This is a genomic window from Mycobacterium sp. 20KCMC460 (genome assembly GCF_022179425.1).
In the GTDB taxonomy this organism is placed as follows: Bacteria; Actinomycetota; Actinomycetes; order Mycobacteriales; family Mycobacteriaceae; genus Mycobacterium; species Mycobacterium kiyosense.
This window is the reverse complement of record NZ_AP025524.1, coordinates 2,132,286-2,153,620: the sequence shown is the minus strand read 5'-3', so window position 1 is coordinate 2,153,620 and position 21,335 is coordinate 2,132,286. Positions and strand designations below refer to the sequence as shown.

Here is a 21,335-nt window from a genome sequence, read left to right as displayed (position 1 = left end):
GCTAAGCCATGCCGGCCTGCTCCGAAAGCGAGGGAAAGCCGGCGGATCAGGCCATCGGGTTCACGCCGTTGAGCAGCACCCACACCGCGATACCGGCCGCGATACCGCTGAGCAGCGCCACAAACGAGCCGATGAAGGGCCGGCTGGCCCAGCCCCGGCCCGCGTCGAGCCCGTAGCGTCCCGGACCGGCCAGGATCACGGCCACCGCCATGACGATCAAGCTGATCTGGTACTCGTGCCCGTCGGGCAGAAAATAGGTGAAGGTGTGCGTGCGTGGCCGCACCGACGCCGACGCAAGCAGGCCGTTGATCAAGAAGGCCAGCGCACCCGCGCCGGCGACCGGGGTGAACAGCCCCAGCACCAGCAGGACGCCCGCGACCAGCTCACCGCCGGCACTGACGTAGGCGAGGATGTCGGCATGCTGGAACCCGACGTCGGTCAGCGAGTTGCGGAAGCTATGCAGACCCGAGCCGCCCCACCAGCCGAAAAGCTTCTGCAGACCGTGGGCGATCAGCACCGCGCCCAGCCCGACCCGCAGGACCAGCAACCCCAGATGCTGGGTGCCGCGCCGTCCCGCCGCCCGGAACCGATCGTCGTCGTCGTCGATGTCGACGGCAGCGGGCGCCGCCGGGACCTGACGTCCGGTCACCTGCGGTTGCACATAAGGCAGCGGTTCCGGCGCGTCGAGCAGGTGGTATCCGGCGCCGCCGGCCTCGGCCTCGATGGGCGGAATGATCGTGGTGGTTCCGGTGTTGCCGAAGCTGCTCGCATAGCCGGCAGGCGTCAGGTCGTCTTCGGGGTCAACCAGGCTTGCCGATGCGGGACGTCCCGGGATGGGTCCGGCGGAACCGTCCGGCCGCTGCCACGGTGATTCTTTCGAACTGGTCACGCGTGTCAGGGTAAGGGCATTTCGGCCTGAATCTGGGATTTGAGCGGCGCTTCTACGTGTTAAATCCGCAGTTCGCTGGGTCGACGCCCCAAGTACATAAAAATCCACCCGCAATTCAGGTAAGTAGTCAAGGGGTCGGGTGCGCCGTGGGAGCCGCCGCGGTGTCGCCGGGCCCGGCGCTTGGCGCCATGCCGCCGGAAAGCCGGCAGGTAGCCTGTCGGTCATGCGGATAAGGCGGTCGGTTCGATGCGCGCTCGCCGCGTTGTGCGCGGCGGTGCTGGTGGCGACCGGCTGCGCCCGCTTCAACGACGCCCAGTCGCAGCCGTTCACCACCGTCCCCGAGCTCAAACCGCAGCCCAGCTCGACGCCGCCGCCGCCGCCGCCGCTGCCGGCCACACCGTTCCCCAAGGCCTGCCCGGCACCGGGGGTGATGCAGGGCTGCCTGGAGAGCACCAGCGGCTTGATCATGGGCGTAGACAGCAAGACCGCGCTGGTCGCCGAGCGCACCACCGGCGCGGTCAAGGAGGTCTCGGTCAGCGCCGAGCCCAAGGTGAAGATGGTCATCCCGGTCGATCCGTCCGGCGACGGCGGCCTGATGGACATCGTGCTGTCGCCGACCTTTTCGCAGGATCGCTTGATGTACGCCTACATCAGCACTCCCACCGACAACCGGGTCATCCGGATCGCCGAGGGCGACGTCCCCAAGGACATCCTGACCGGGATCCCCAAGGGCGCCACCGGCAACACCGGGGCGCTGATCTTCACCAGCCCGACCACCTTGGTGGTGATGACCGGCGACGCCGGCAACCCGGCGCTGGCCGCCGACCCGAATTCGTTGGCGGGCAAGGTGTTACGCATCGAGCAGCCGACCACCCTGGGCCAGGCGCCGCCGACGACGGCGCTGTCGGGCATCGGCGCGGGCGGCGGACTGTGCATCGATCCCGTCGACGGCTCGCTGTATGTCGCCGACCGCACCCCCAGCGCCGACCGCTTGCAGCGGATCACCAAGAACTCCGAGGTCTCCACGGTCTGGACCTGGCCGGACAAGCCCGGGGTGGCCGGCTGCGCGGCCATGGACGGCACAGTGCTGGTCAACCTGATCAACACCAAGCTGACGGTGGCGGTTCGCCTGGCGGCGAAGACGGGCGCGGTCACCGGCGAACCGGACGTCGTCCGCAAAGACACCCACGCGCACGCCTGGGCGCTGCGGATGTCACCGGACGGCAACGTCTGGGGCGCGACGGTGAACCGCACCGCCGGTGACGCCGAGAAGCTCGACGACGTGGTGTTCCCGTTGTTCCCGCAGGGTGGCGGCTTCCCGCGGAACAACGACGACAAGACCTGAGCGGCCGGCAGCTCAGGGCACGTCGAGGGTGAAGCGCATGCCGTACCGGCCGGTCGCGTCGGCGCGCTTGCCGTCGTACAACCGCTGTGGAGCCTCCTGGCCGGGGTCGAGGTCCTCCTCGTCGAGGTCGGACAGGTAGAGCAGATCCTCGGCGCCCTCGGGAGCCCAGGCGGCGACCGGCTCCAGCAGGTAGGCCACGTGGTCACCGACTTCGCTTCGGCTCACGATCCGAGCCACGAACCAGGCCGCGGCGTCATCCAGGATCGGCATGCCGGCGGGTCCGCCGCGCCACGAGCAGTGCGCGAACGTGTCGGTGCCCTCACCTTGGCGGGCGAACAGTTCGGCCAGCGCCTGCTTGTGCCGCGGCAGTACGTGCACCGCCAGGAAGTCGGACCGGCATCCCACCTGATGGGTGGGGCTTTGCGATGGCAGACCGATCATGAAGCTGGGCGGCTGCACGCTGGTCTGGGTGCCGAAGGCAACCACGCAGCCCGACGCCTGACCGTCGGCCTGGGTGGTAACCACGAACACCGGGGAGTCCAGCATCGACATCAGGTCGTCGAACGGTTCTGCGATCACCACACCATGATGCGTCCTCGAGGACCGGTTACGGCGCTGTTCGGCGGCAATCGTGATGCGGGCGCGTCACGGATCGTGGCCGGGATCGATGTCCATGACGTCGGACAACCGCAGGGGATCATCCCCGGTGTCGGCGAACCAGGACGCCCCGGGTGCGAGCAGGTAGCCGACGTGGTCACCGAGGTCGATGCGCTCGAGCGTCTCGCCCACCAGCCAGCCGATCGCGTCGTCGAGAATCGGCATCTGCTGCGGACCCGAGTGCCACGCGCAGTGGTCGAATTTGTCGATCTCGTCGTCGGTTTCGCCGCCGAAGAGTTCGGCCAGGGCCCTGTCCTGGTGCGCCAGCAGGTGCACCGCGAGGTGGTCGGATCGGGCGGCCACGCCGAAGGTGTGATTGGTCTGCGACAAGCACACCAGCAATCGGGGCGGGTTGATACTGGCCTGGGTGGAGAAACCGACGACGCAGCCCGAACGATGGCCGTCGGCCTGGGTGGTCACCACGAGAATCGCGGTGTTCATCTGCTCGGTCAGCCGGTCCAGTCCCTCGTGTGCCACGACACCATCATGAATCAACGGCGCGCCGCACCGCGGCGTCGATGGCGAGGTAGGCCAATTCCGCCGCGGCAGACCAGGTCTGTCCGGCGTCGATCAGCAGCGCGGCGGTGAAGTGCGGACTCAGGTGGGCGCACACGGTCGCGGACAGCGACGGCGGCGGGTCGCCCTGGCCTCCGGCAGCGCGCCACAGCGTGACGGAGATGTCGGTCATTGCGCCGCGAAACTCCTCGAGGCGCTTGGCTTCGGCGGCGGCCAATTCCGGGGACAGGTCCTGGCGCGACGCCAGCTCGAAGAATCCGGGGCCGATCGTCGCGTTCATTCGGTGCGCACTTTCGCAGGTCGCGCGCAGCCAGCTGGTCAGATCTCCGTCGTACCGCGGCAGCTGGTGGCGGTAGTCGACGATGCCGGCGTCGAAGGCCGCCGCGATCAGCTTGTCGCGGCCGGCGAAGTGCCGGAACAGCGTGCGCCGGCTGGCCCCGCTGACTTCGGCCAGGTCATCCATGGTGACGTCCAGACCCCTGCTGAGCACCAGCCGTCGTGCCGCGGCCAGGATGTGGTCCACGGCGGCCCGTCGTTTGGCGTCGGCCAGCGATCCGGGGCGGGGAGCGGGGGCGGCGGCCATCGGCTGACAATACTCCCGCAATGCCCTCTTGACACTTATTAGTGCCACACGAGACACTCAATCGTGCCATCAGAACGAGAGCGGTTGCGGCCGCCGCCCGCCCGGCACCTGGTCACCACGCCGATCACCGACGACGACGCCGCGATCGCCGCCGCCCTGACCCAGGTCTCGACCCCGGCGCTGATCGCATCAGCGGTGCACCTCGGCGGCGACGTGTCGCTGTTGCGCGGACCGATCCGGCCCCGGCAGTTCGTCGTCAACGAATTCCAGGGCTGCCTCGACGAGGACGAAAAAGACCAATTGCGCCGGGACGCGCTCAAGGTGATCTGCGCCTGGCGCGACGCCGGATGCCCGCCGCCGCAGCCGCTCGACACCGCGACCATCCGCGAGATCATGGACTGGATCGCCTGCACCCCGGTGCCCGACGACTACGCGTCCCTCTACATCGAGGAGATGGACCTCGACGCGGTCAATCCACGAGCAATCAACCTGGTAGCCGATAACGTTGCGCCGGAGAGCTTTTCGGTCCTGGTGATCGGCTGCGGCGAGTCCGGGTTGCTGGCCGGCATCCGGTTGAAAGAGGCCGGGATCGCCTTCCAGATCGTCGACAAGAACAACGACGTGGGCGGCACCTGGCTGGAGAACACCTATCCTGGGTGCCGGGTCGACGTCGCCAGCCACTACTACTCGTACTCGTTCGAGCGCAACGACCAGTTCAGCGACTACTACACCCGCCAGCCCGAACTGCACGCCTACTTCCGAAAAATCATGGCGGAACACGGAATCGGCGAGCACGTGCTCTGGCGTCACGAGGTGATCAGGGCCGAATGGGACGACGCCGAAGCCCGCTGGACCGTGACATTGCGCGCCGCCGACGGCACCGAATCGACCCGCACCGCCAACGCGGTGATCTCCGGTGTCGGAATCCTCAACCGCCCCTTCGTCCCTGACCTGCCGAACCTGGACCGCTTCGCCGGGCCGGTGTTTCATTCCGCGCGTTGGGATCACAGCGTCGACCTGACCGGCAAGCGGGTCGCGCTGATCGGCGCCGGCGCCAGCGGCTTTCAGATCGGTCCGGCCATCGTCGACGACGTGCGGCAATTGGTGGTCTTCCAGCGCACGCCGCAGTGGATGGCGCCCAATCCGCGCTACCACAGCAAGGTCACCGGCGGTGAGCGGTGGGCGATGGCGCATCTCCCCGGCTACGCCCGCTGGTACCGGTTCATGCTGATGTGGCAATCCAGCGATCAACTGCTGGAGCTGGTGCGAGCCGACCCCGACTGGCCCGACTTTCCGCGTACCGCAAACCAAGCCAGCGCGGCGCGCCGCGAGGTGTTCACCAAGTGGATCGAGAGCCAGCTGAGCGATCATCCCGAACTGATCGACGCCGTCACCCCTAACTACCCGCCGATGGCCAAACGGATGTTGCAGGACAACGGCAGTTGGCTGCGCTGTCTGACCCGAGATCACGTCGAGTTGGTGCGCGAACCGATCCGCGACATCGACGCCAACTCCATCCGCACCGACCGGGGTCACTACCGAGCCGACGTCATCGTGCTGGCCACCGGTTTCCGGGCCAGCGAGGTGCTGTGGCCGATGCAGGTCATCGGTCGCGACGGGATCGCCCTGCACGACGTTTGGGACGGAAAACCGGTGGCTTACAACGGTGTTTCGATTCCCGGGTTTCCCAATTTCTTCGTCATGATGGGCCCGGGCACCGGGCTGGCCCACGCGGGCAGCGTGATGTTGATGTCCGAACTGCAGATGCGCTACATCGGCGAGGCACTGCGCGCGGTGATCGAGGGCGGCCGCGCATCGATCGAACCGACGCCCGCCGCGTACCGGCGCTACGCCACAGCGCTGCAGCGGGAGATGGCCACGCTGATGTGGGGGCACCCCTGTATCGAGCACTCCTGGTACAAGGCCGCCGACGGCAACGTCTACGTGCTACTGCCCTGGCGCATCGTGGACTACTGGAAGATGACCAGAACCGTTGCCGCCCAAGACCATCAGCTACGCTGAGCTCGCTAAGCCTGCCCGCAGGCCGCCAGCACCAGCTCGCGCACCCGCGCCGCATCGGCCTGGCCGCGGGTGGCCTTCATGACCGCTCCCACGATCGCACCCGCCGCCGCCACCTTGCCGCCCCGGATCTTCTCCGCCACATCGGGATTGGCGGCCAACGCCTCGTCGACCGCGGCCTGGGTCACCGAGTCGTCACGCACCAGCTCCAGGCCGCGCGCCGACATCACCTGCGCGGGTTCACCTTCCCCCGCGAGCACCCCTTCGACGACCTCGCGGGCCAGCTTGTTGGACAGCTTGCCCTGATCGACCAGCGCGATCACCGCGGCCACCTGTGCTGGGGTGATGGGCAATTCGTCCAACCCGATGCCGGCTTCGTTGGCCTTCTGCACCAGGAAGTTTCCCCACCAGGACCGCGCCTCCCGGCTCGCCGCGCCGTGCTTGACGGTCTCGGCGACGAGTTCCACCGCACCGGCGTTGACCAGGTCGCGCATCACCTCGTCGGAGATGCCCCACTCGTCCTGAATTCGCTTGCGGCTCAACCACGGTAGCTCCGGGATGGTCTGTCGCAACTGCTCCACCAGTTCGCGGCTGGGCGCGACGGGCTCGAGGTCGGGCTCGGGGAAGTACCGGTAGTCCTGCGCGGTCTCCTTGGCCCGGCCGGGGCTGGTGTAGCCGGCCTCGTGAAAGTGCCTGGTCTCCTGGACAATCTGGCCACCGGCCAGCAGAACGGCGGCCTGGCGCTGCATCTCGTAGCGCACGGCGACCTCGACACTCTTGAGCGAGTTGACGTTCTTCGTCTCGGTGCGGGTGCCGAACTCGGCCGCACCCTTGGCCATCAGTGACACGTTGGAGTCACACCGCATCGAGCCCTGATCCATCCGGACGTCGGATACCTCCAGCGAGCGCAACAGGTCTCGCAACGCCGTCACATAGGCCCGCGCGATCTGCGGCGCGCGATCCCCGGCCCCCACGATGGGTTTGGTGACGATCTCGATCAACGGCACCCCGGCGCGGTTGTAGTCGATCAGCGAGGTGGTGGCGCCGTGGATGCGACCGGTCTCGCTGCCGATGTGGGTAAGCTTGCCGGTGTCCTCCTCCATGTGCGCCCGCTCGATCTCCACCCGCCAGGTGGTGCCGTCTTCCAGCGGCGCGTCCAGGTAGCCGTTGATGGCGATCGGCTCGTCGTACTGGGAGATCTGGTAGTTCTTCGGCATGTCGGGGTAGAAGTAGTTTTTCCGGGCGAACCGGCACCACGGCACGATCTCGCAGTTCAGCGCCAGACCGATCCGGATCGCCGACTCCACCGCGACCTGGTTGAGCACCGGCAGCGAACCCGGCAGGCCCAGGCACACCGGGCACACCTGGGTGTTGGGCTCGGCACCGAACGCCGTGGCGCAGCCACAGAACATCTTGGTGGCGGTGGACAGCTCGACGTGCACCTCGAGCCCGAGCACCGGGTCGAAACGTTCGATGACCTCGTCGTAATCCAGCAGTTCGGCACCAGCAACGGTCATGGAGACCGATCCTAATGGGTGCCGCCCGGTGTCAGCCGAAGAAGGCCGCGGCGTCGTCGTAGCGGCTCTCGGGCACCAGCTTGAGTTGCCGGACGGCGTCGCCCAGCGCCACCCGCCCGATGTCCTGCCCGCGCAGCGACACCATCTGCCCGTACTCCCCCGCGTGGGCCGCGTCGGCGGCGTTGACCCCGAAGCGGGTGGCCAGCACCCGGTCGTACGCTGTCGGCGAGCCGCCGCGCTGCACGTGACCCAGCACCGTCACCCGCACGTCCTTGTTGATCCGCTTCTCCACCTCGAGCCCGAGTTGCGCCGCGACGCCGGTGAACTTCTCGTGGCCGAACTCGTCAAGTCCGCCCTCGCGCAACGCAATTGAGCCTTCGACCGGTTTGGCGCCCTCGGCGACCACGCAGATGAAGTGTGAATCCCCGCGCTGGAAGCGCCGTTTCACCAGCCGGCACACCTCCTCGACGTCGAAGGGCTGTTCGGGTATCAGGGTCATGTGGGCGCCGGACGCCAGGCCGGCGTTGAGCGCGATCCAACCGGCGTGCCGGCCCATCACCTCGACCAGCATCACCCGCTGGTGGGATTCGGCGGTGCTGTGCAGCCGGTCGATTGCGTCGGTGGCCACCGTCAACGCGGTGTCGTGGCCGAAAGTGACGTCGGTGCAATCGATGTCGTTGTCGATGGTCTTGGGCACCCCGATTACCGGGACGTTCTCCTGGGACAGCCAGTGCGCGGCGGTCAGGGTGCCTTCGCCGCCGATCGGGATGAGCACGTCGATGCCGTTGTCGTCCAGGGTTTCCTTGATCTGGTCCAGGCCGGCCCGCAGCTTGTCGGGGTGCACCCGGGCGGTGCCCAGCATGGTGCCGCCCTTGGCCAGCAGCCGGTCGTTGCGGTCATCGTTCTTCAGCTGCATGCGCCGGTTTTCCAGCAGCCCGCGCCAACCGTCCTGGAACCCGACCACCGAGGAGCCGTACCGCGCGTCGCAGGTGCGCACAACCGCCCGTATGACCGCGTTGAGGCCGGGACAGTCGCCGCCGCCCGTGAGTACTCCGATGCGCATGCCCATTATCTTGCCCCGTAGCCCGGTTTATGGCGCGAGCAGCCGCAAAATCCCAAATAGCGAGCCTGTTTGGGGAGCTTTTACGGCTGCTCGCGCCACCTAGACACTCGCACCACCTAGACAGCGGTGGGCAGTGCCCCGCGGGCGGCCTCGTAGGCGGCGCCGACCCGGTAGAGCCGGTCGTCGGCCAGGGCGGGCGCCATGATCTGCAGCCCCACCGGCAGGCCGTCGTCCGGGGACAGGCCGGAAGGCACCGACATCCCGCAGTGGCCAGCCAGGTTCAGCGGCAGCGTGCACAGGTCGAACAGGTACATCGCCAGCGGGTCGTCGACCTTCTCGCCGAGCCGGAACGCGGTGGTCGGGGTCGCCGGTGAGACCAGTACGTCGACGGAGCGGTACGCCTCGTCGAGGTCCCGGGCGATCAGGGTGCGCACCTTCTGGGCCTGGTTGTAGTAGGCGTCGTAGTACCCCGCCGACAGCGCGTAGGTGCCGATCATGATGCGGCGCTTGACTTCTGGCCCGAAGCCGGCGGCCCGGGTGAGTGCCATGACCTCCTCGGCGCTGTGGGTGCCGTCGTCGCCGACCCGCAGCCCGTAACGCATCGCGTCGAAGCGGGCCAGGTTGCTCGACACCTCCGAGGGCAGGATCAGGTAGTAGGCGGGCAGCGCGTAATCGAAGTGCGGACAGTCGACTTCGCTGACTTCGGCGCCCAGCGCCGTGAGCTGCTCGACGGCGGCCTCGAACGAGGCCAGCACACCGGGCTGGTAGCCCTCGCCGCTGTGCAACTGACGCACCACCCCGACGCGCACCCCGCTGAGGTCACCGCCTGCGCCGGCCCGGGCGGCGCCGACGACGTCGGGCACCGGCGCGTCGATGGAAGTGGAGTCGCGCGGGTCGTGTCCGGCGATCACCTGGTGCAGCAGCGCGGTGTCCAAGACGGTGCGCGCGCACGGCCCGCCCTGGTCCAGCGACGACGCGCACGCGATCAGCCCGTACCGGGACACGGTTCCGTAGGTGGGTTTGACGCCGACGGTCGCGGTCAGCGCGGCCGGCTGGCGGATGGAACCGCCGGTGTCCGAGCCGATGGCCAGCGGCGCCTGGAACGCGGCCAGCGCCGCCGCGCTGCCGCCACCGGAGCCGCCGGGGACGCGGTCGAGGTCCCAGGGATTGCGGGTCACGCCGTAGGCGGAGTTCTCGGTGGACGAGCCCATCGCGAACTCATCCATGTTGGTCTTGCCCAGGATCGGGATCCCGGCCGCCCGCAGCCGCGCGGTCAGGGTGGCGTCGTACGGCGAGCGCCAGCCTTCCAGGATCTTGGAGGCACAGGTGGTGGGCATGTCGACAGTGGTGAACACGTCTTTGAGGGCCAGCGGCACACCGGCCAGCGCGGAGGGCAGCTGCTCGCCGGCGGCCAGCTGCTTGTCGACGGCGGCCGCGGCCGCCAGCGCGGCATCGGCGGCGACGTGCAGGAACGCGCCGTAGCGTTCGTCGGTCGCGGCGATCTGGTCCAGGCAGGCCTGGGTGATCTCGGTCGACGACAATTCTTTGGCCGCGATCTTGGCGGCCAGGGTGGCCGCGTCGAGCCGGATGATGTCCGTCACTGGCTCTCCCCGAGGATCTGCGGGACGGCGAAGCGTCCGTCGACGGCTTCGGGTGCGGCGGCAAGCGCCTCGGGCTGGGTCAAGGACGGCTGGGGCTGGTCCGGCCGGGTGACGTTGACGTCCTTGAGCGGGTTGTCGGTGGCCTCGACGCCGGTGACGTCGACGGCCTGGATCTGGCTGACGTGGTTGATGATGGCGTCGAGTTGGCCGGCGAAGCTGTCCAGCTCGTTGTCGGTCAACGCCAGCCGGGCCAGCCGGGCCAGGTGGGCCACCTCGTCGCGGGAGATCTGGGACACGAGCGAAAAGCCTAGTCGGGACCGAGGGGGACGGCTGACGCTGGGACCGCCCGACCGTCCGGTGCGTCCGGCCGATATGCCACGCGCGCGTCGCTGTGTAAAAGTGTTGGCCGTGCCCTCATACCTGTTGCGCATCGAGCTGATCGACCGGCCAGGCAGCCTGGGGTCGCTCGCTGTGGCGCTGGGCTCGGTGGGCGCCGACATCCTGTCGCTGGACGTGGTGGAGCGCGCCGCGGGGTATGCGATCGACGACCTGGTGATCGAGTTGCCTCCCGGCGCCATGCCGGACACGCTGATCACCGCGGCCGAGGCGCTGCCCGGGGTCCGGGTGGACAGCGTCCGTCCGCACACCGGCCTGCTGGAAGCGCACCGCGAGCTGGAGCTGCTCGATCTGGTGGCCGCTGCCGGCGATCGCGCGTCGAAACTGCAGGTGCTGGCCGACCAGGCGCCCAAGATCCTGCGGGTCAGCTGGTGCACGGTGGTGCGCAGCTCCGGCGACGAGCTGGAGCGGTTGGCCGGAAGTGCCGGGGCGCCGGAAAGCCGCGCCGTGTCGGCGCCGTGGCTGCCGCTGGAACGCGCGGCGGCCCTCGACGGCGGCGGTGACTGGGTGCCGCCGTCGTGGCGGGCCATGGACACCACCATGGCCGCCGCGCCGCTGGGTGACCCGCACACCGCGGTGGTGCTGGGCCGTCCGGGTCCGGAGTTTCGGCCCTCGGAGGTGGCCCGGCTGGGTTACCTGGCCGGCATCGTTGCCACGATGCTGCGCTGACCGCTGGTCATTCGGGCTCCACAGTTCGGCTATATTTAGGGTCCCGTCCGGGCCGGGAGGACACTTTGCTGTCGCCGATTTTCGCTGCGCCGGACATCGGCAAGGAACCGGCTAGATGGACAGCTCCACTCCCCTGAATCTGAACGCCATCGTCACCTTGGTGGCCACCAGACTCCTGGGCGCCACCACCGCCAACGTGGCCGCGATCAGCACCCAAGTCCTTGCCGATCTGGTGGATTTCCTCGACGTCGACGTCAGCTTCCTGCGACACAACGACCACGACATCGGCGCCACGGTGTTGGTGGCCGAATGGCCGCCCCGGCAGGACGTGCCCGACCCCGACCCGTTGCACACGATTTACTTCGCCGACGCCGATCCCGTGTTTGCTCTGACCGAAAACGCAAGGGCTGCGGTGATCCTGCGTCCGGACTCCCTACCCGAGCAGTACCGGCAGACCATCGGGGCGGCCGGTGGCGTGCCGGAAATCTCGATGGCTGCGACGCCGTTGCTCGCCGGTGACGTCACCACCGGGTTGCTCGGTTTCGTGAAGTTCGGCGACCGGGCGTGGGCCGACGACGAGATCAACGCGCTGCAGGTCGTCGCCACCATGTTCGCCCAGGTCCAGGCGCGGATGACCGTCGAGAACCGGCTGACTTACCAGGCCGCGCACGATGACCTGACCGCGCTGCCCAACCGGCGCACCCTGTTGGCACATCTCGACGCCCGCCTCGCCGCCGGACAGCCGGGCCCGGTGCCGGTGCTGTTCTTCAACGTCGACCGGCTCAAGGCCATCAACGACTACCTCGGCCACGCCGTCGGGGACCAGTTCATCCGGGATTTCGCGGCGGGCGCCCGGGCGGCGCTGGGCGGTCGGGGCCTGATCGCGCGGACCGGCGGCGACGAGTTCGTGGTGGTACCCGCGGCGGCGATGGACGCCACCGCGGCGCGTGCTCTTGCGGAGAGCCTCAGTGCACGGCTCACCGACAATGTGCACATCGACGGTGAGGTCCTCCACCGCACGGTGAGCGTCGGCGTCGCCACCGGTGTACCGGGGGTGGACTCCTGTCTCGACGTGCTGCGCCACGCCGACGAGGCATTGCTGTCGGCCAAGGAGGCCGGGACGGATCGGATCGGCGTCTTCTCCGGCGAGATGCTCAGCCGCCGTGAGTTCCGCGCCGAACTGGAGTTGCATCTGCAGCACGCGATCGAGACCGGCGCCCTCACCGTGGTCTACCTGCCCGAGATCGACATGGTGACCGGAAACGTGCTGGCCGTCGAAGCGCTGGTGCGCTGGCCGCACCCGAGTCGCGGGCTGCTGCTGCCGGACAAGTTCATACCCGTCGCCGAATCCCTGAATCTGGCCGGCCAACTCGGCGAGTGGGTGCTCAACGCGGCGTGCGCGGACCTGGCGCGCTGGCGGGCACATGGGGTGGGAGCCGGCACCATGCTGCGCGTCAATGTCTCCCCCGCGCAGTTGGTCGCGCACGACCTGCTCGGCGCGGTGAGCCGCGCGATGGACGCGTTCGGTCTCGACGCCAAGGCCATCGGCTTGGAGATCACCGAGAGCATGCTGATCCGGGACCTGGTCAGCACCAGGACCGTGCTGAACGGGCTCACCGAGATGGGAATCGACATAGCCATCGACGATTTCGGCACCGGCTTCAGCGGGATGGGCCTGTTGCGGACGCTGCCGGTGAACACCTTGAAGATCGATCGCGGTTTCGTCCGGGACCTTCAGACCAGCGGTGACGACGTGGCGATCGTGCGGGCGGTGGTGGGGTTGGCCGAAGCGCTGAATCTCAACGTGGTCGCCGAAGGCGTCGAAACCCGGGGCGCGGCCCGAGCCCTGCTGGACGAAGGATGCTTCCGGGCGCAGGGATTCCTGTTCTCCCGCCCCCTCACCGCGGCGGCTACCCAGCGGCTGCTCACCGTCGGCTCGGTCAGCACCAAAATCTAAGCGTGCGAACGTGATTGGGGTGTGATCAGCGGGTCGTCGTCTTCCCAGAGCAGCAGCTGCCGCACCGCCGGACGCGGCCCGTAGGGTCGCAGCATGGAGCTCGCCGGTCGCGGGCGCACCCGTTGCGGCCACCAGAACCAACGCCCCAGCAACGTCGCGATCGACGGTGTCATGAACGCTCGCACGATCAGTGTGTCGAACAGCAGCCCGAGCCCGATCGTGGTGCCGATCTGACCGAGCACCTGAAACCCGCTGAACAGAAACGCGCACATGGTGATCGCGAAGACCAGGCCGGCGGACGTGACGACCGAGCCGGTGCCGGCCATCGCGCGGATGATCCCCGTCTTCAGGCCGGCGCCGATCTCCTCCCGGAACCGCGATATCAGCAGCAGGTTGTAGTCCGACCCCACCGCCAGCAGCAGGATGATGGCCAGAGCGAGCACCACCCAGTACAGCTTGATGCCGAACATGTACTGCCACACCAGCACCGACAACCCGAACGACGCGCCCAGTGACAGTCCCACCGTGCCGACGATCACCAGCGCCGCGACCAGGCTACGGGTCAGCAGCATCATGATCAGCAGGATCAGGCTCAGGGCGGCGATTCCGGCGATCATCAGGTCGTATTTGGCGGCGTCCTGCACGTCGGCGTAGGTGGACGCGGTGCCGCCCAGGTAGAACCGGGCGTCGGCCAGCGGGGTGCCTTTGACCGCTTCGTGGGCGGCTCTCCTGATCGGCTCGATGTGTGAAATGCCTTCCGGGGTAGCCGGATCGCCGTCGTGGGTGACGATCATGCGGACCGCTTTGCCGTCGGGTGAGAGGAACAGCTTGAGTCCGCGGTTGAACTCGGGGTTGGTGAAGACTTCGGGCGGCAGGTAGAACGTGTCGTCGTTCTTGGATTCGTCGAACGCGCGGCCGAGTGCTGTCGCGTTTTCGATGGCGGCGGCGGTCTGCGCGTAGATTCCGGACAGGGTGGCGTAATTCGTCATCGTCAGGTCGTGGTTGGTCTGCTGGCTGGCGATCTGCTCGGGTATCAACGCCACCAGTTTGGGTTGCAGTGCATCGAGTTTGCCCAGCGTCGCGGTGAGGTCTTCGAACTTCGAGGTGAGCTGGTCGATGCCGTCCAGCGCGTCGAGCACCGATCGGATCGCAGCGCAGGCCGGGATGTCGAAACAGTGCTTCTCCCAATAGAAGTAGCTGCGCAGCGGCCGGAAGAAGTCGTCGAAATTCGCGATCTTGTCGCGCAGGTCGTTCATGGTGGCAACCGTGTCGCGGAAGCTCTGCGCCTCGCTGTGGGTGATGGTCGCCAACTCCTGCTGCAGGGTGAACTGCCGGCGCAGGATGTCGATCCCCCTGGACAGCTCACCGGCCTGCCGCAGCATGTCGTCGGCCCGATCCCGTTGGTACTGCAGGTTTTCGATCTGGTTCGCACTCTGTGCGCTGATCTGAAACGCCAGCGAGGTGTGGGTGAGCGGGGTGCCCAACGGCCGGGTGATGGTCTGGACCTGGGCGATACCGGGCAGGTGGAACACCGCCCTGGCCACCCGGTCCAGCACCAGCATGTCGGCCGGGTTGCGCATGTCGCGGTCGGTCTCCATCATCAGCAGCTCGGGCTCCAGCCGGGCCCGCGAGAAATGCCGTTCGGCGGCGGCGTAGCCGACGTTGGCCGGTGCGCTGGCCGGCATGTAGGGCCGGGTGTCGTAGCTGGTCCGGTAGCCGGGCAGGGTGAGCAGGCCGACGAGGGCCAGCGCACCGGCCACGGTCAGCACGGGGCCGGGCCAGCGCACGATTGCGGTGCCGATGCGCCGCCAGCCGCGGGTCCGCATCTCGCGTTTCGGTTCGAACATGCCCGCGGCGGCGCCCAGCGTGAGCACCGCCGGCGACAGGGTGAGCGCGGCCGCCAGCGCGACGAGGATACCGATCGCGGCGGGGATGCCGAGGCTCTGGAAGTACGGAAGCCGGGTGAAGCTCAGGCAGAAAACCGCGCCGGCCACGGTCAGCCCGGACCCCAGCACGATATGCGCAGTGCCCCGAAACATGGTGTAGTAGGCGGCTTCTCGGTCTTCCCCGGCCGTCCGGGCTTCCTGGTAGCGGCCAACGACGAAGATTGCGTAGTCCGTACCCGCGGCGATCACGAGCAGGGTCAGCAGGTTGGTCGCGTAGGTCGAGAGCCCGATGATTCCGGCGTTGCCGAGAACTGCGACGATGCCGCGGGCGGCGGCCATTTCGATCAGCACCGTGACGAGCACCAGCAGCATGGTCAAAAACGATCGGTAGACGAACAGCAGCATCAGCGCGATCACGCCGACGGTGATCGAGGTGACTTTGGCGGTTCCCTTGCTGCCCACGTCGAATTGGTCGGAGATGATCGGCGCCGCGCCGGTGACGTAGGCCTTGATGCCGGCCGGCGGCGGGTTGTGTTCGATGATGTCGCGCACTGCGCCGACGGATTCGTTGGCCAGCGCGGAGCCCTGGTTGCCGGCCAGATTCAGTTGCACGTACGCGGCCTTGCCGTCGCTGCTCTGCGATCCGGCCGCGGTCAGGGTGTCGCCCCAGAAGTCCTGGACGTGTTGGACGTGCCTGCGGTCCTGTTCGATCTTGCGGATCAACGTGTCGTAGTAGTGGTGGGCTTCGGCGCCCAGGGGTTTGTCGCCTTCCAGCACGACCATGGCGGTGCTGTCGGTGTCGAATTCCTTGAACGCCTGGCCGATCCGTCTGGTGGCCTGAAACGACGCCATGTCCGGTGAGCTCAGCGCCACGTTGTGGGTCTTACCGACCTCTTCGAGTTGCGGGAACGCCGCGTTGGTGACCGCGGCGAGCGCGATCCACAGCAGCAGGATCGGCACCGACAGGCGGCGGATGGTGTGCGGTAGGCGGGGCGGCTTCTGATCGCCCGAACCGGGCTGCTGCTCACTCATCTGCTCACTCATCCGGATTTGTCCAGGCAGAAAGTGTAGGCGTCGTGGGTGTGTACGGTGCGTTCGTCCTTGACCTTGCCGTCCACCGTGATGCGGCAACCCAGGTAGGCGCCGTTACCCTGTGCCACAACGTTTCCCAGCACCGCGGGTTCGGTGGTGGTGATGGTGAACGACCAGGGCAGCGGCGCATTGGCGACCTGTTGCGGCTGGGCGTTGACGTCGAGGTAGCCGATGGTGGCCACCGCACCGGGCGCACCGAACACCTCGAGCACGACGGTCTTGGGGTTGAACGGGACGATCTGGCTGGAGATGCCGTTCTCGGCTGCCTTGTTGTGGTGCGCGCCGAAGATCCCGTGCAACCGGTAGATGGCGAACCCGGCGGTGCCCGCAACGATCACGGCGACGATTACCATCCACCCCCGCCTGACGACTCCTGATGGTGAAAAGCCTTTCACCCGTTGACCTTTCGACGAATCGGGCGAAACCACCCGCCCGGGACGCCGCCGCGTGATGGTCGTTGGCTAAGACCCTACGGTACTGGGCAGTACTGCACAATAGACGCCGACGTACTCTTTTGCGACGAGCCCGGCACGCTACCCCGCGGATCGGGTGAGGCCGGGCAGGATGAAACCGTCGACCAGCGCCTGCACGGTTCGCCGGGTGGGCGGTCGGCCTTCGACGACGGACCGGAAGATCAGATATCCGGGCAGCAGGTCCCAGAGTTCGGCGGTGATTGCCGACTCCGCGATCTCGCCCCGCTCGACGGCCTCGCGCAGCACGTGCTTCATCAAAGCTTCCCGCTGATCGATGAATTGGTGCTGCATGGCGTCGTTGAGCGCGGGCTGCCGGGACACTTCGGCCAGCACCGCGCGCATCGCACCGGCCTGGGTGCAGGCGTGCTCACAGCAGCTCTCGCCGATCTTGATCAGATCGCTGCGCAGCGAACCGGTGTTGGGCGGCACGGCGACTTGACGAATTCCTTCGGTGAACGCGGCCAGCACCAACTCCGCTTTGGACGGCCAGCGTCGATACACCGTGGCCTTGCTCGCGCGGGCGGCGCTGGCGACGGCGTCGACCGTCAACCCGTCGTAGCCGTGCTCCTGCAACAGTTCCATCGTTACCGCCAGCAGCTGCGCCTCGCGCGGCGACCACGGCGACGCAGCCATGGGCGGGCCGACGGTCTGAGTCATAGCGCCCACCATAGGGCTTCTTGCCGGTTCGTCACACCGGCGAATGCCCCGGCGGCCGAGCTGACTCCGCTGCGCTCGCGACTACTCGTCGGCTCCGGTATCCGACGGGCCCGCGGTGGCGTCCTGAGCGGGGCCGTCCTGCAACAACTTTCGGAAGCCGTCCTCGTCGAGGATCGGCACCCCGAGTTCGACGGCCTTGTCGTACTTCGATCCCGGGGAGTCGCCGGCCACCACGTAGGAGGTCTTCTTCGACACCGACCCGGCGGCTTTCCCGCCGCGCGCCACGATGGCCTCCTTGGCCTCGTCGCGGGAGAAGCCGCCCAGTGAGCCGGTGACCACGATCGTCAGCCCGGCCAGGGTGCGCGGCACGCTGTCGTCACGCTCGTCGGCCATCCGCATGCCGGCCGCGCGCCACTTGTCGACGATGTCGCGGTGCCAGTCGACGGTGAACCATTCGGTGACCGCGGCCGCGATGGTGGGCCCGACGCCCTCCACCGCCGCCAGTTCTTCGGTGGAGGCGTCCTGGATTGCCTGCAGGTCGCCGAACTCGGCGGCGAGCGCGCGGGCGGCCGTGGGACCGACATGGCGGATGGACAGCGCGACCAGCACCCGCCACAGCGGTGCGGCCTTGGCCTTGTCGAGGTTGGCCAGCAGCCGTCTGCCGTTGGCCGACAGACCGCCGGCCTTGGTGCGGAACAGGTCGGTGCGCAGCAGGTCGTCTTCGGTGAGGTCGAACAGATCGCCCTCGCTGGTGACCACCTGCGCCGCAAGCAACGCCACGCCGGCCTCGTAACCCAGGCCCTCGATGTCCAGGGCGTTGCGGCTGGCGACGTGAAAGATCCGTTCCCGCAACTGCGCCGGGCAGCGCTGGCTGTTGGGGCAGCGGATGTCGGCGTCGCCCTCCTTCTCCGGCGCCAGCAAGGTTCCGCACTCGGGACACGTTGTGGGCATGACGAATTCGCGTTCGGAACCGTCGCGCAGGTCGACGACGGGCCCCAGCACTTCCGGTATCACGTCGCCGGCCTTGCGGATCACCACGGTATCGCCGATGAGCACACCTTTGCGCTTGACCTCCGATGCGTTGTGCAGGGTGGCCTGCGCGACCGTGGACCCGGCAACCTTGACCGGCTCCATGAACGCGAACGGGGTGACCCGTCCGGTGCGCCCGACGTTGACGCGGATGTCGAGCAGCCGGGTCTGGGCTTCCTCGGGCGGGTACTTGTAGGCGATGGCCCAGCGGGGGGCCCGCGACGTGGAGCCCAGTCGGCGCTGCAGCGCCACTTCGTCGACTTTGACCACCACGCCGTCGATTTCGTGGGACACCTCGTGGCGATGTTCACCCCAGTAGTCAATGCGCTCCTGCACGCCGTCCAGGTTGTCGACCACGGTGGTGTGCTGGGACACCGGCAACCCCCAGGCCTGCAGCGCGAGGTAGGCGCCGTGCTGGGTGGCCGGGCGGAAACCTTCGGTGTGGCCCACGCCGTGGCAGATCATCCGAAGCTTGCGCCGGGCGGTCACCGCCGGGTCTTTTTGGCGCAGTGAGCCCGCCGCGCTGTTGCGCGGGTTGGCGAACGGCGCCTTGCCCTCTTCGACCAGGCTGGCGTTGAGCGCCTGGAAGTCGGCCAATAGGAAGAAGACCTCGCCGCGCACCTCGAGGACGTCGGGCACCGGATACTCGTCGGTGCCGGTGAGCCGCGCCGGTATGTCGTCGATAGTGCGGGCATTGTTGGTGACGTCCTCACCGGTGCGTCCGTCGCCACGGGTCGCCGCCCGGCTCAGCCGGCCGTTGCGGTAGACCAGCGACAGCGCGACGCCGTCGATCTTGAGTTCGCACAGATAGGTGGCGGCGTCGCCGACCTCGGCGTGGATGCGGGCTGCCCAGGCGGCCAGCTCCTCGCTGCTGAACGCGTTGTCCAGGCTGAGCATCCGTTCCAGATGGTCGGCTGGCTCGAATTCGGTCGCGAACCCGGCGCCGCCGACCAGCTGGGTAGGCGAATCGGGCGTGCGCAGTTCGGGATGGTCGGCCTCGAGTGCCTCCAGCCGGCGCAGTAACTGGTCGAACTCTGCGTCGGTGATGATCGGGGCGTCGCGCACGTAGTAGCGGAACTGGTGTTCGCGCACTTCCTCGGCCAGGTCTTGCCACTCGCGCAACACGTCGGGCGAAGTCACCCAGGCAGGCTATCCGAAGTGGCCGACAGCCCCGTCTTCGACGAAGCCGCGCGATTGCCGCGGCTCAGTAACAGGGCTGCATCATGATGCAGACCCATGATGTTATGGTGCACCATGCGGACGACGGTCAATATCGACGACAGCCTGCTGGCCGAGGCAAAGGTGTTGGCCGCCCGAACGTCGCGATCCCTGAGCGCCGTGGTGGAGGATGCGTTGCGCGCGATGCTGCGCCGTGACACGGACACATCGCAGCGCGCAGCATTTCAGCTGGCGACCCATGGAACCGGCGGCTTGCGTCCCGGCGTCAGCCTCGAGGACAAGGACGCCCTCGCCGACATCCTCGGTGACAATGCTGCTCCTTGACGTCAACGTCTGCCTCTACGCGATCCGCGAAGACAGCATCGAGCACTCTCGCTACCGCGGGTCGCTGGAAGATCTGTTGAACGGCGACGAACCGGTGGGGATCAGCGAGCTGGTGCTGTCGGGAGTCATGCGGTTGATCACCAACCATCGAATATTTCGGCAGCCCAGTTCCACCGGACAGGCGCTTGAGGCGTGCGGACGGCTGCGGTCCGCGCCGTCCGCCGTGGTGCTGCGACCGGGGCCGCGGCATTGGGACATCTTCGATGCCCTCTGCGCCGCGACCGGGGCGAGAGGCAACACGATCGCCGATGCCTACCACGCCGCGTTGGCGATCGAGAACGGCGCAACCTGGGTTACCACCGACCGCGGTTTCGCCCGCTTTCCGGGCCTTCGCTGGCGCCTTCCATTCGACTGAAACGCCGAACCGCGCCGCATTCAGATGGCGTCGGGATCCGAAGCGAACGCTTCAGCGGCCTTACGGGCCAACCCGATCGCGGTGCGGGCCCATTGCGGCGTCGCCCCCGCCAGCCCGCACGCCGGACTGACGCCCACGCGCCCGCGCAGGGCGGTGCGCGCGAAGCCGAGCCGGTCGGTCACCGCGACCACCGAAAGTGCTACCTCCTCGGCCGACAACCGGCGCTCGGGTGCGGCGGCGGGAACCACGCCCAATACCACGGCGCGGTCCGATTCCACGAATTCGGCGATACGTTCCAGGTCGTCGGCCCGCAGCGTCGCGGCGTCCACCGAAATCGCGCTGATATCGCTGCGCTGCAACAGATTCCACGGAATTTCGGGGGCGCAGCAATGCAGCAGCACGGGCGCGTCCACCGTCTCGATACAGGTTTGCAGCACTGCGGCTGCCACCGCCTGGTCCAGCGGGCGCACCGGGCTCAGCGCCGTCACGCCGGTCAGCCCACCACCCAACGCGGCCGGCAGCGTGGGCTCGTCGAACTGCACCACCACCGGGGTGTCCAGGCGGCGCGCCAATGTCGCCCGCTGGGCGGCGACGCCCTCGGCCAGCGAGGCGGCCAGGTCGCGCAGCGCGCCCGGGTCGGTGATCGCGCGGTGGCCGTTGCTCAATTCCAGCCCCGCGGCCAGCGTGATCGGCCCGGGAGCCTGCAGCTTGATCACCCGGCCACTACCGCGCAAGCCCGCCGTCTCCCAGGCTTCTTCCAGCGCGTCCAGGTCCTCGTCGAGCAGGCTGACCGCCCGGCGCGTCACCGCGCCCGGCCGCGCGGCGATCCGGTAGCCGCGCGGCACCGTATCGATGGCCACGTCGACCAGCAACGCACCGGCCCGTCCCAGCAGGTCGGCGCCCACTCCCCTGGCCGGCAACTCGACCAGATGGGCCATCGCGTCGGCCAACTCACCGACGACCACCTCGGCGGCGGGTCGCGGCGCGGTGCCGGGCCACGACCCGACCCCGGTGCCGGTTGCGAAAACACTCACCGGGCAACCGTATTCGACATCACATCGGGCACCG

General features: G+C 68.1%; 19 protein-coding genes. 6 read left to right on the top strand and 13 right to left on the bottom strand.

Going from position 1 to position 21,335, the window contains the following annotated elements:
- Positions 1 to 46 precede the first annotated feature (46 nt).
- The gene (locus tag MKCMC460_RS10070; protein WP_236981753.1) at positions 47 to 889 is read right to left on the bottom strand and encodes a DoxX family protein; all 843 of its coding nucleotides are present in this window, start codon (positions 887 to 889) and stop codon (positions 47 to 49) included.
- Positions 890 to 1,112: 223 nt separating this feature from the next.
- Between MKCMC460_RS10070 and MKCMC460_RS10065 the strand changes: the two genes are divergently transcribed.
- The gene (locus tag MKCMC460_RS10065) at positions 1,113 to 2,234 is read left to right on the top strand and encodes a sorbosone dehydrogenase family protein (RefSeq protein ID WP_236981752.1); all 1,122 of its coding nucleotides are present in this window, start codon (positions 1,113 to 1,115) and stop codon (positions 2,232 to 2,234) included.
- Positions 2,235 to 2,246: 12 nt separating this feature from the next.
- Here the strand turns inward: MKCMC460_RS10065 and MKCMC460_RS10060 are convergent, their stop codons facing one another.
- From MKCMC460_RS10060 to MKCMC460_RS10050, 3 genes are all read right to left on the bottom strand, one after another.
- Positions 2,247 to 2,786 (bottom strand): flavin reductase family protein, encoded by a 540-nt coding sequence (locus tag MKCMC460_RS10060; RefSeq protein ID WP_236983947.1) that lies wholly within the window; start codon positions 2,784 to 2,786, stop codon positions 2,247 to 2,249.
- Positions 2,787 to 2,879: 93 nt separating this feature from the next.
- The gene (locus MKCMC460_RS10055) at positions 2,880 to 3,368 is read right to left on the bottom strand and encodes a flavin reductase family protein (RefSeq protein ID WP_236981751.1); all 489 of its coding nucleotides are present in this window, start codon (positions 3,366 to 3,368) and stop codon (positions 2,880 to 2,882) included.
- 7 nt (positions 3,369 to 3,375) lie between these two features.
- Complete coding sequence (locus MKCMC460_RS10050; protein ID WP_236981750.1) at positions 3,376 to 3,990, bottom strand: TetR/AcrR family transcriptional regulator; 615 nt, start codon at positions 3,988 to 3,990, stop codon at positions 3,376 to 3,378.
- 63 nt (positions 3,991 to 4,053) lie between these two features.
- On the opposite strand from MKCMC460_RS10050, the gene MKCMC460_RS10045 reads away from it, so the two are divergent.
- Positions 4,054 to 6,012, top strand: a complete 1,959-nt coding sequence (locus MKCMC460_RS10045) for an NAD(P)/FAD-dependent oxidoreductase (protein WP_238305652.1) — start codon at positions 4,054 to 4,056, stop codon at positions 6,010 to 6,012.
- Between the two features lie 5 nt (positions 6,013 to 6,017).
- On the opposite strand, the gene gatB is transcribed toward MKCMC460_RS10045, so the two are convergent.
- The 4 genes from gatB to gatC form a co-directional block, all read right to left on the bottom strand.
- Positions 6,018 to 7,526 carry an Asp-tRNA(Asn)/Glu-tRNA(Gln) amidotransferase subunit GatB gene (gene gatB / locus MKCMC460_RS10040; protein ID WP_236981749.1) on the bottom strand — a complete coding sequence of 503 codons (1,509 nt, stop codon included), beginning with the start codon at positions 7,524 to 7,526 and terminating at the stop codon, positions 6,018 to 6,020.
- A 31-nt stretch (positions 7,527 to 7,557) separates the two neighbouring features.
- On the bottom strand, positions 7,558 to 8,589 hold the full coding sequence (locus tag MKCMC460_RS10035) for an ATP-dependent 6-phosphofructokinase (protein ID WP_236981748.1): 1,032 nt from the start codon (positions 8,587 to 8,589) through the stop codon (positions 7,558 to 7,560).
- 116 nt (positions 8,590 to 8,705) lie between these two features.
- Positions 8,706 to 10,190 carry an Asp-tRNA(Asn)/Glu-tRNA(Gln) amidotransferase subunit GatA gene (gene gatA, locus MKCMC460_RS10030; protein ID WP_236981747.1) on the bottom strand — a complete coding sequence of 495 codons (1,485 nt, stop codon included), beginning with the start codon at positions 10,188 to 10,190 and terminating at the stop codon, positions 8,706 to 8,708.
- Positions 10,187 to 10,486, bottom strand: coding sequence for an Asp-tRNA(Asn)/Glu-tRNA(Gln) amidotransferase subunit GatC (gene gatC, locus MKCMC460_RS10025; RefSeq protein ID WP_236981746.1), 300 nt, complete (start codon positions 10,484 to 10,486; stop codon positions 10,187 to 10,189). The genes gatA and gatC overlap by 4 nt, the downstream gene beginning before the upstream one ends.
- Before the next feature lie 112 nt (positions 10,487 to 10,598).
- Here gatC and MKCMC460_RS10020 point away from each other — a divergent pair, with 112 nt between their 5' ends.
- Both MKCMC460_RS10020 and MKCMC460_RS10015 read left to right on the top strand, forming a co-directional pair.
- Entirely contained in the window at positions 10,599 to 11,255 is a 657-nt protein-coding gene (locus MKCMC460_RS10020; protein ID WP_236981745.1) for an amino acid-binding protein, read from the top strand.
- A gap of 115 nt (positions 11,256 to 11,370) precedes the next feature.
- On the top strand, positions 11,371 to 13,212 hold the full coding sequence (locus MKCMC460_RS10015; RefSeq protein WP_236981744.1) for a bifunctional diguanylate cyclase/phosphodiesterase: 1,842 nt from the start codon (positions 11,371 to 11,373) through the stop codon (positions 13,210 to 13,212).
- On the opposite strand, the gene MKCMC460_RS10010 is transcribed toward MKCMC460_RS10015, so the two are convergent.
- From MKCMC460_RS10010 to ligA, 4 genes are all read right to left on the bottom strand, one after another.
- Positions 13,209 to 16,130 carry an RND family transporter gene (locus tag MKCMC460_RS10010; protein WP_236981743.1) on the bottom strand — a complete coding sequence of 974 codons (2,922 nt, stop codon included), beginning with the start codon at positions 16,128 to 16,130 and terminating at the stop codon, positions 13,209 to 13,211. The genes MKCMC460_RS10015 and MKCMC460_RS10010 overlap by 4 nt on opposite strands.
- 8 nt (positions 16,131 to 16,138) lie before the next feature.
- Positions 16,139 to 16,543: an MmpS family transport accessory protein gene (locus MKCMC460_RS10005; protein WP_236981742.1), complete on the bottom strand. Its 405-nt coding sequence runs from the start codon at positions 16,541 to 16,543 to the stop codon at positions 16,139 to 16,141.
- Positions 16,544 to 16,723: 180 nt separating this feature from the next.
- Entirely contained in the window at positions 16,724 to 17,332 is a 609-nt protein-coding gene (locus tag MKCMC460_RS10000; RefSeq protein WP_236981741.1) for a TetR/AcrR family transcriptional regulator, read from the bottom strand.
- Positions 17,333 to 17,401: 69 nt separating this feature from the next.
- The gene (gene ligA / locus MKCMC460_RS09995; protein ID WP_238305650.1) at positions 17,402 to 19,489 is read right to left on the bottom strand and encodes an NAD-dependent DNA ligase LigA; all 2,088 of its coding nucleotides are present in this window, start codon (positions 19,487 to 19,489) and stop codon (positions 17,402 to 17,404) included.
- A 96-nt stretch (positions 19,490 to 19,585) separates the two neighbouring features.
- On the opposite strand from ligA, the gene MKCMC460_RS09990 reads away from it, so the two are divergent.
- Positions 19,586 to 19,852, top strand: coding sequence for a type II toxin-antitoxin system VapB family antitoxin (locus MKCMC460_RS09990; protein WP_236981740.1), 267 nt, complete (start codon positions 19,586 to 19,588; stop codon positions 19,850 to 19,852).
- Positions 19,839 to 20,267, top strand: a complete 429-nt coding sequence (locus tag MKCMC460_RS09985; RefSeq protein ID WP_236981739.1) for a type II toxin-antitoxin system VapC family toxin — start codon at positions 19,839 to 19,841, stop codon at positions 20,265 to 20,267. Before MKCMC460_RS09990 ends, MKCMC460_RS09985 begins: the two co-directional genes overlap by 14 nt.
- A 20-nt stretch (positions 20,268 to 20,287) precedes the next feature.
- Here the strand turns inward: MKCMC460_RS09985 and MKCMC460_RS09980 are convergent, their stop codons facing one another.
- The gene (locus MKCMC460_RS09980; protein WP_236981738.1) at positions 20,288 to 21,301 is read right to left on the bottom strand and encodes a methionine synthase; all 1,014 of its coding nucleotides are present in this window, start codon (positions 21,299 to 21,301) and stop codon (positions 20,288 to 20,290) included.
- Positions 21,302 to 21,335: the final 34 nt, after the last annotated feature.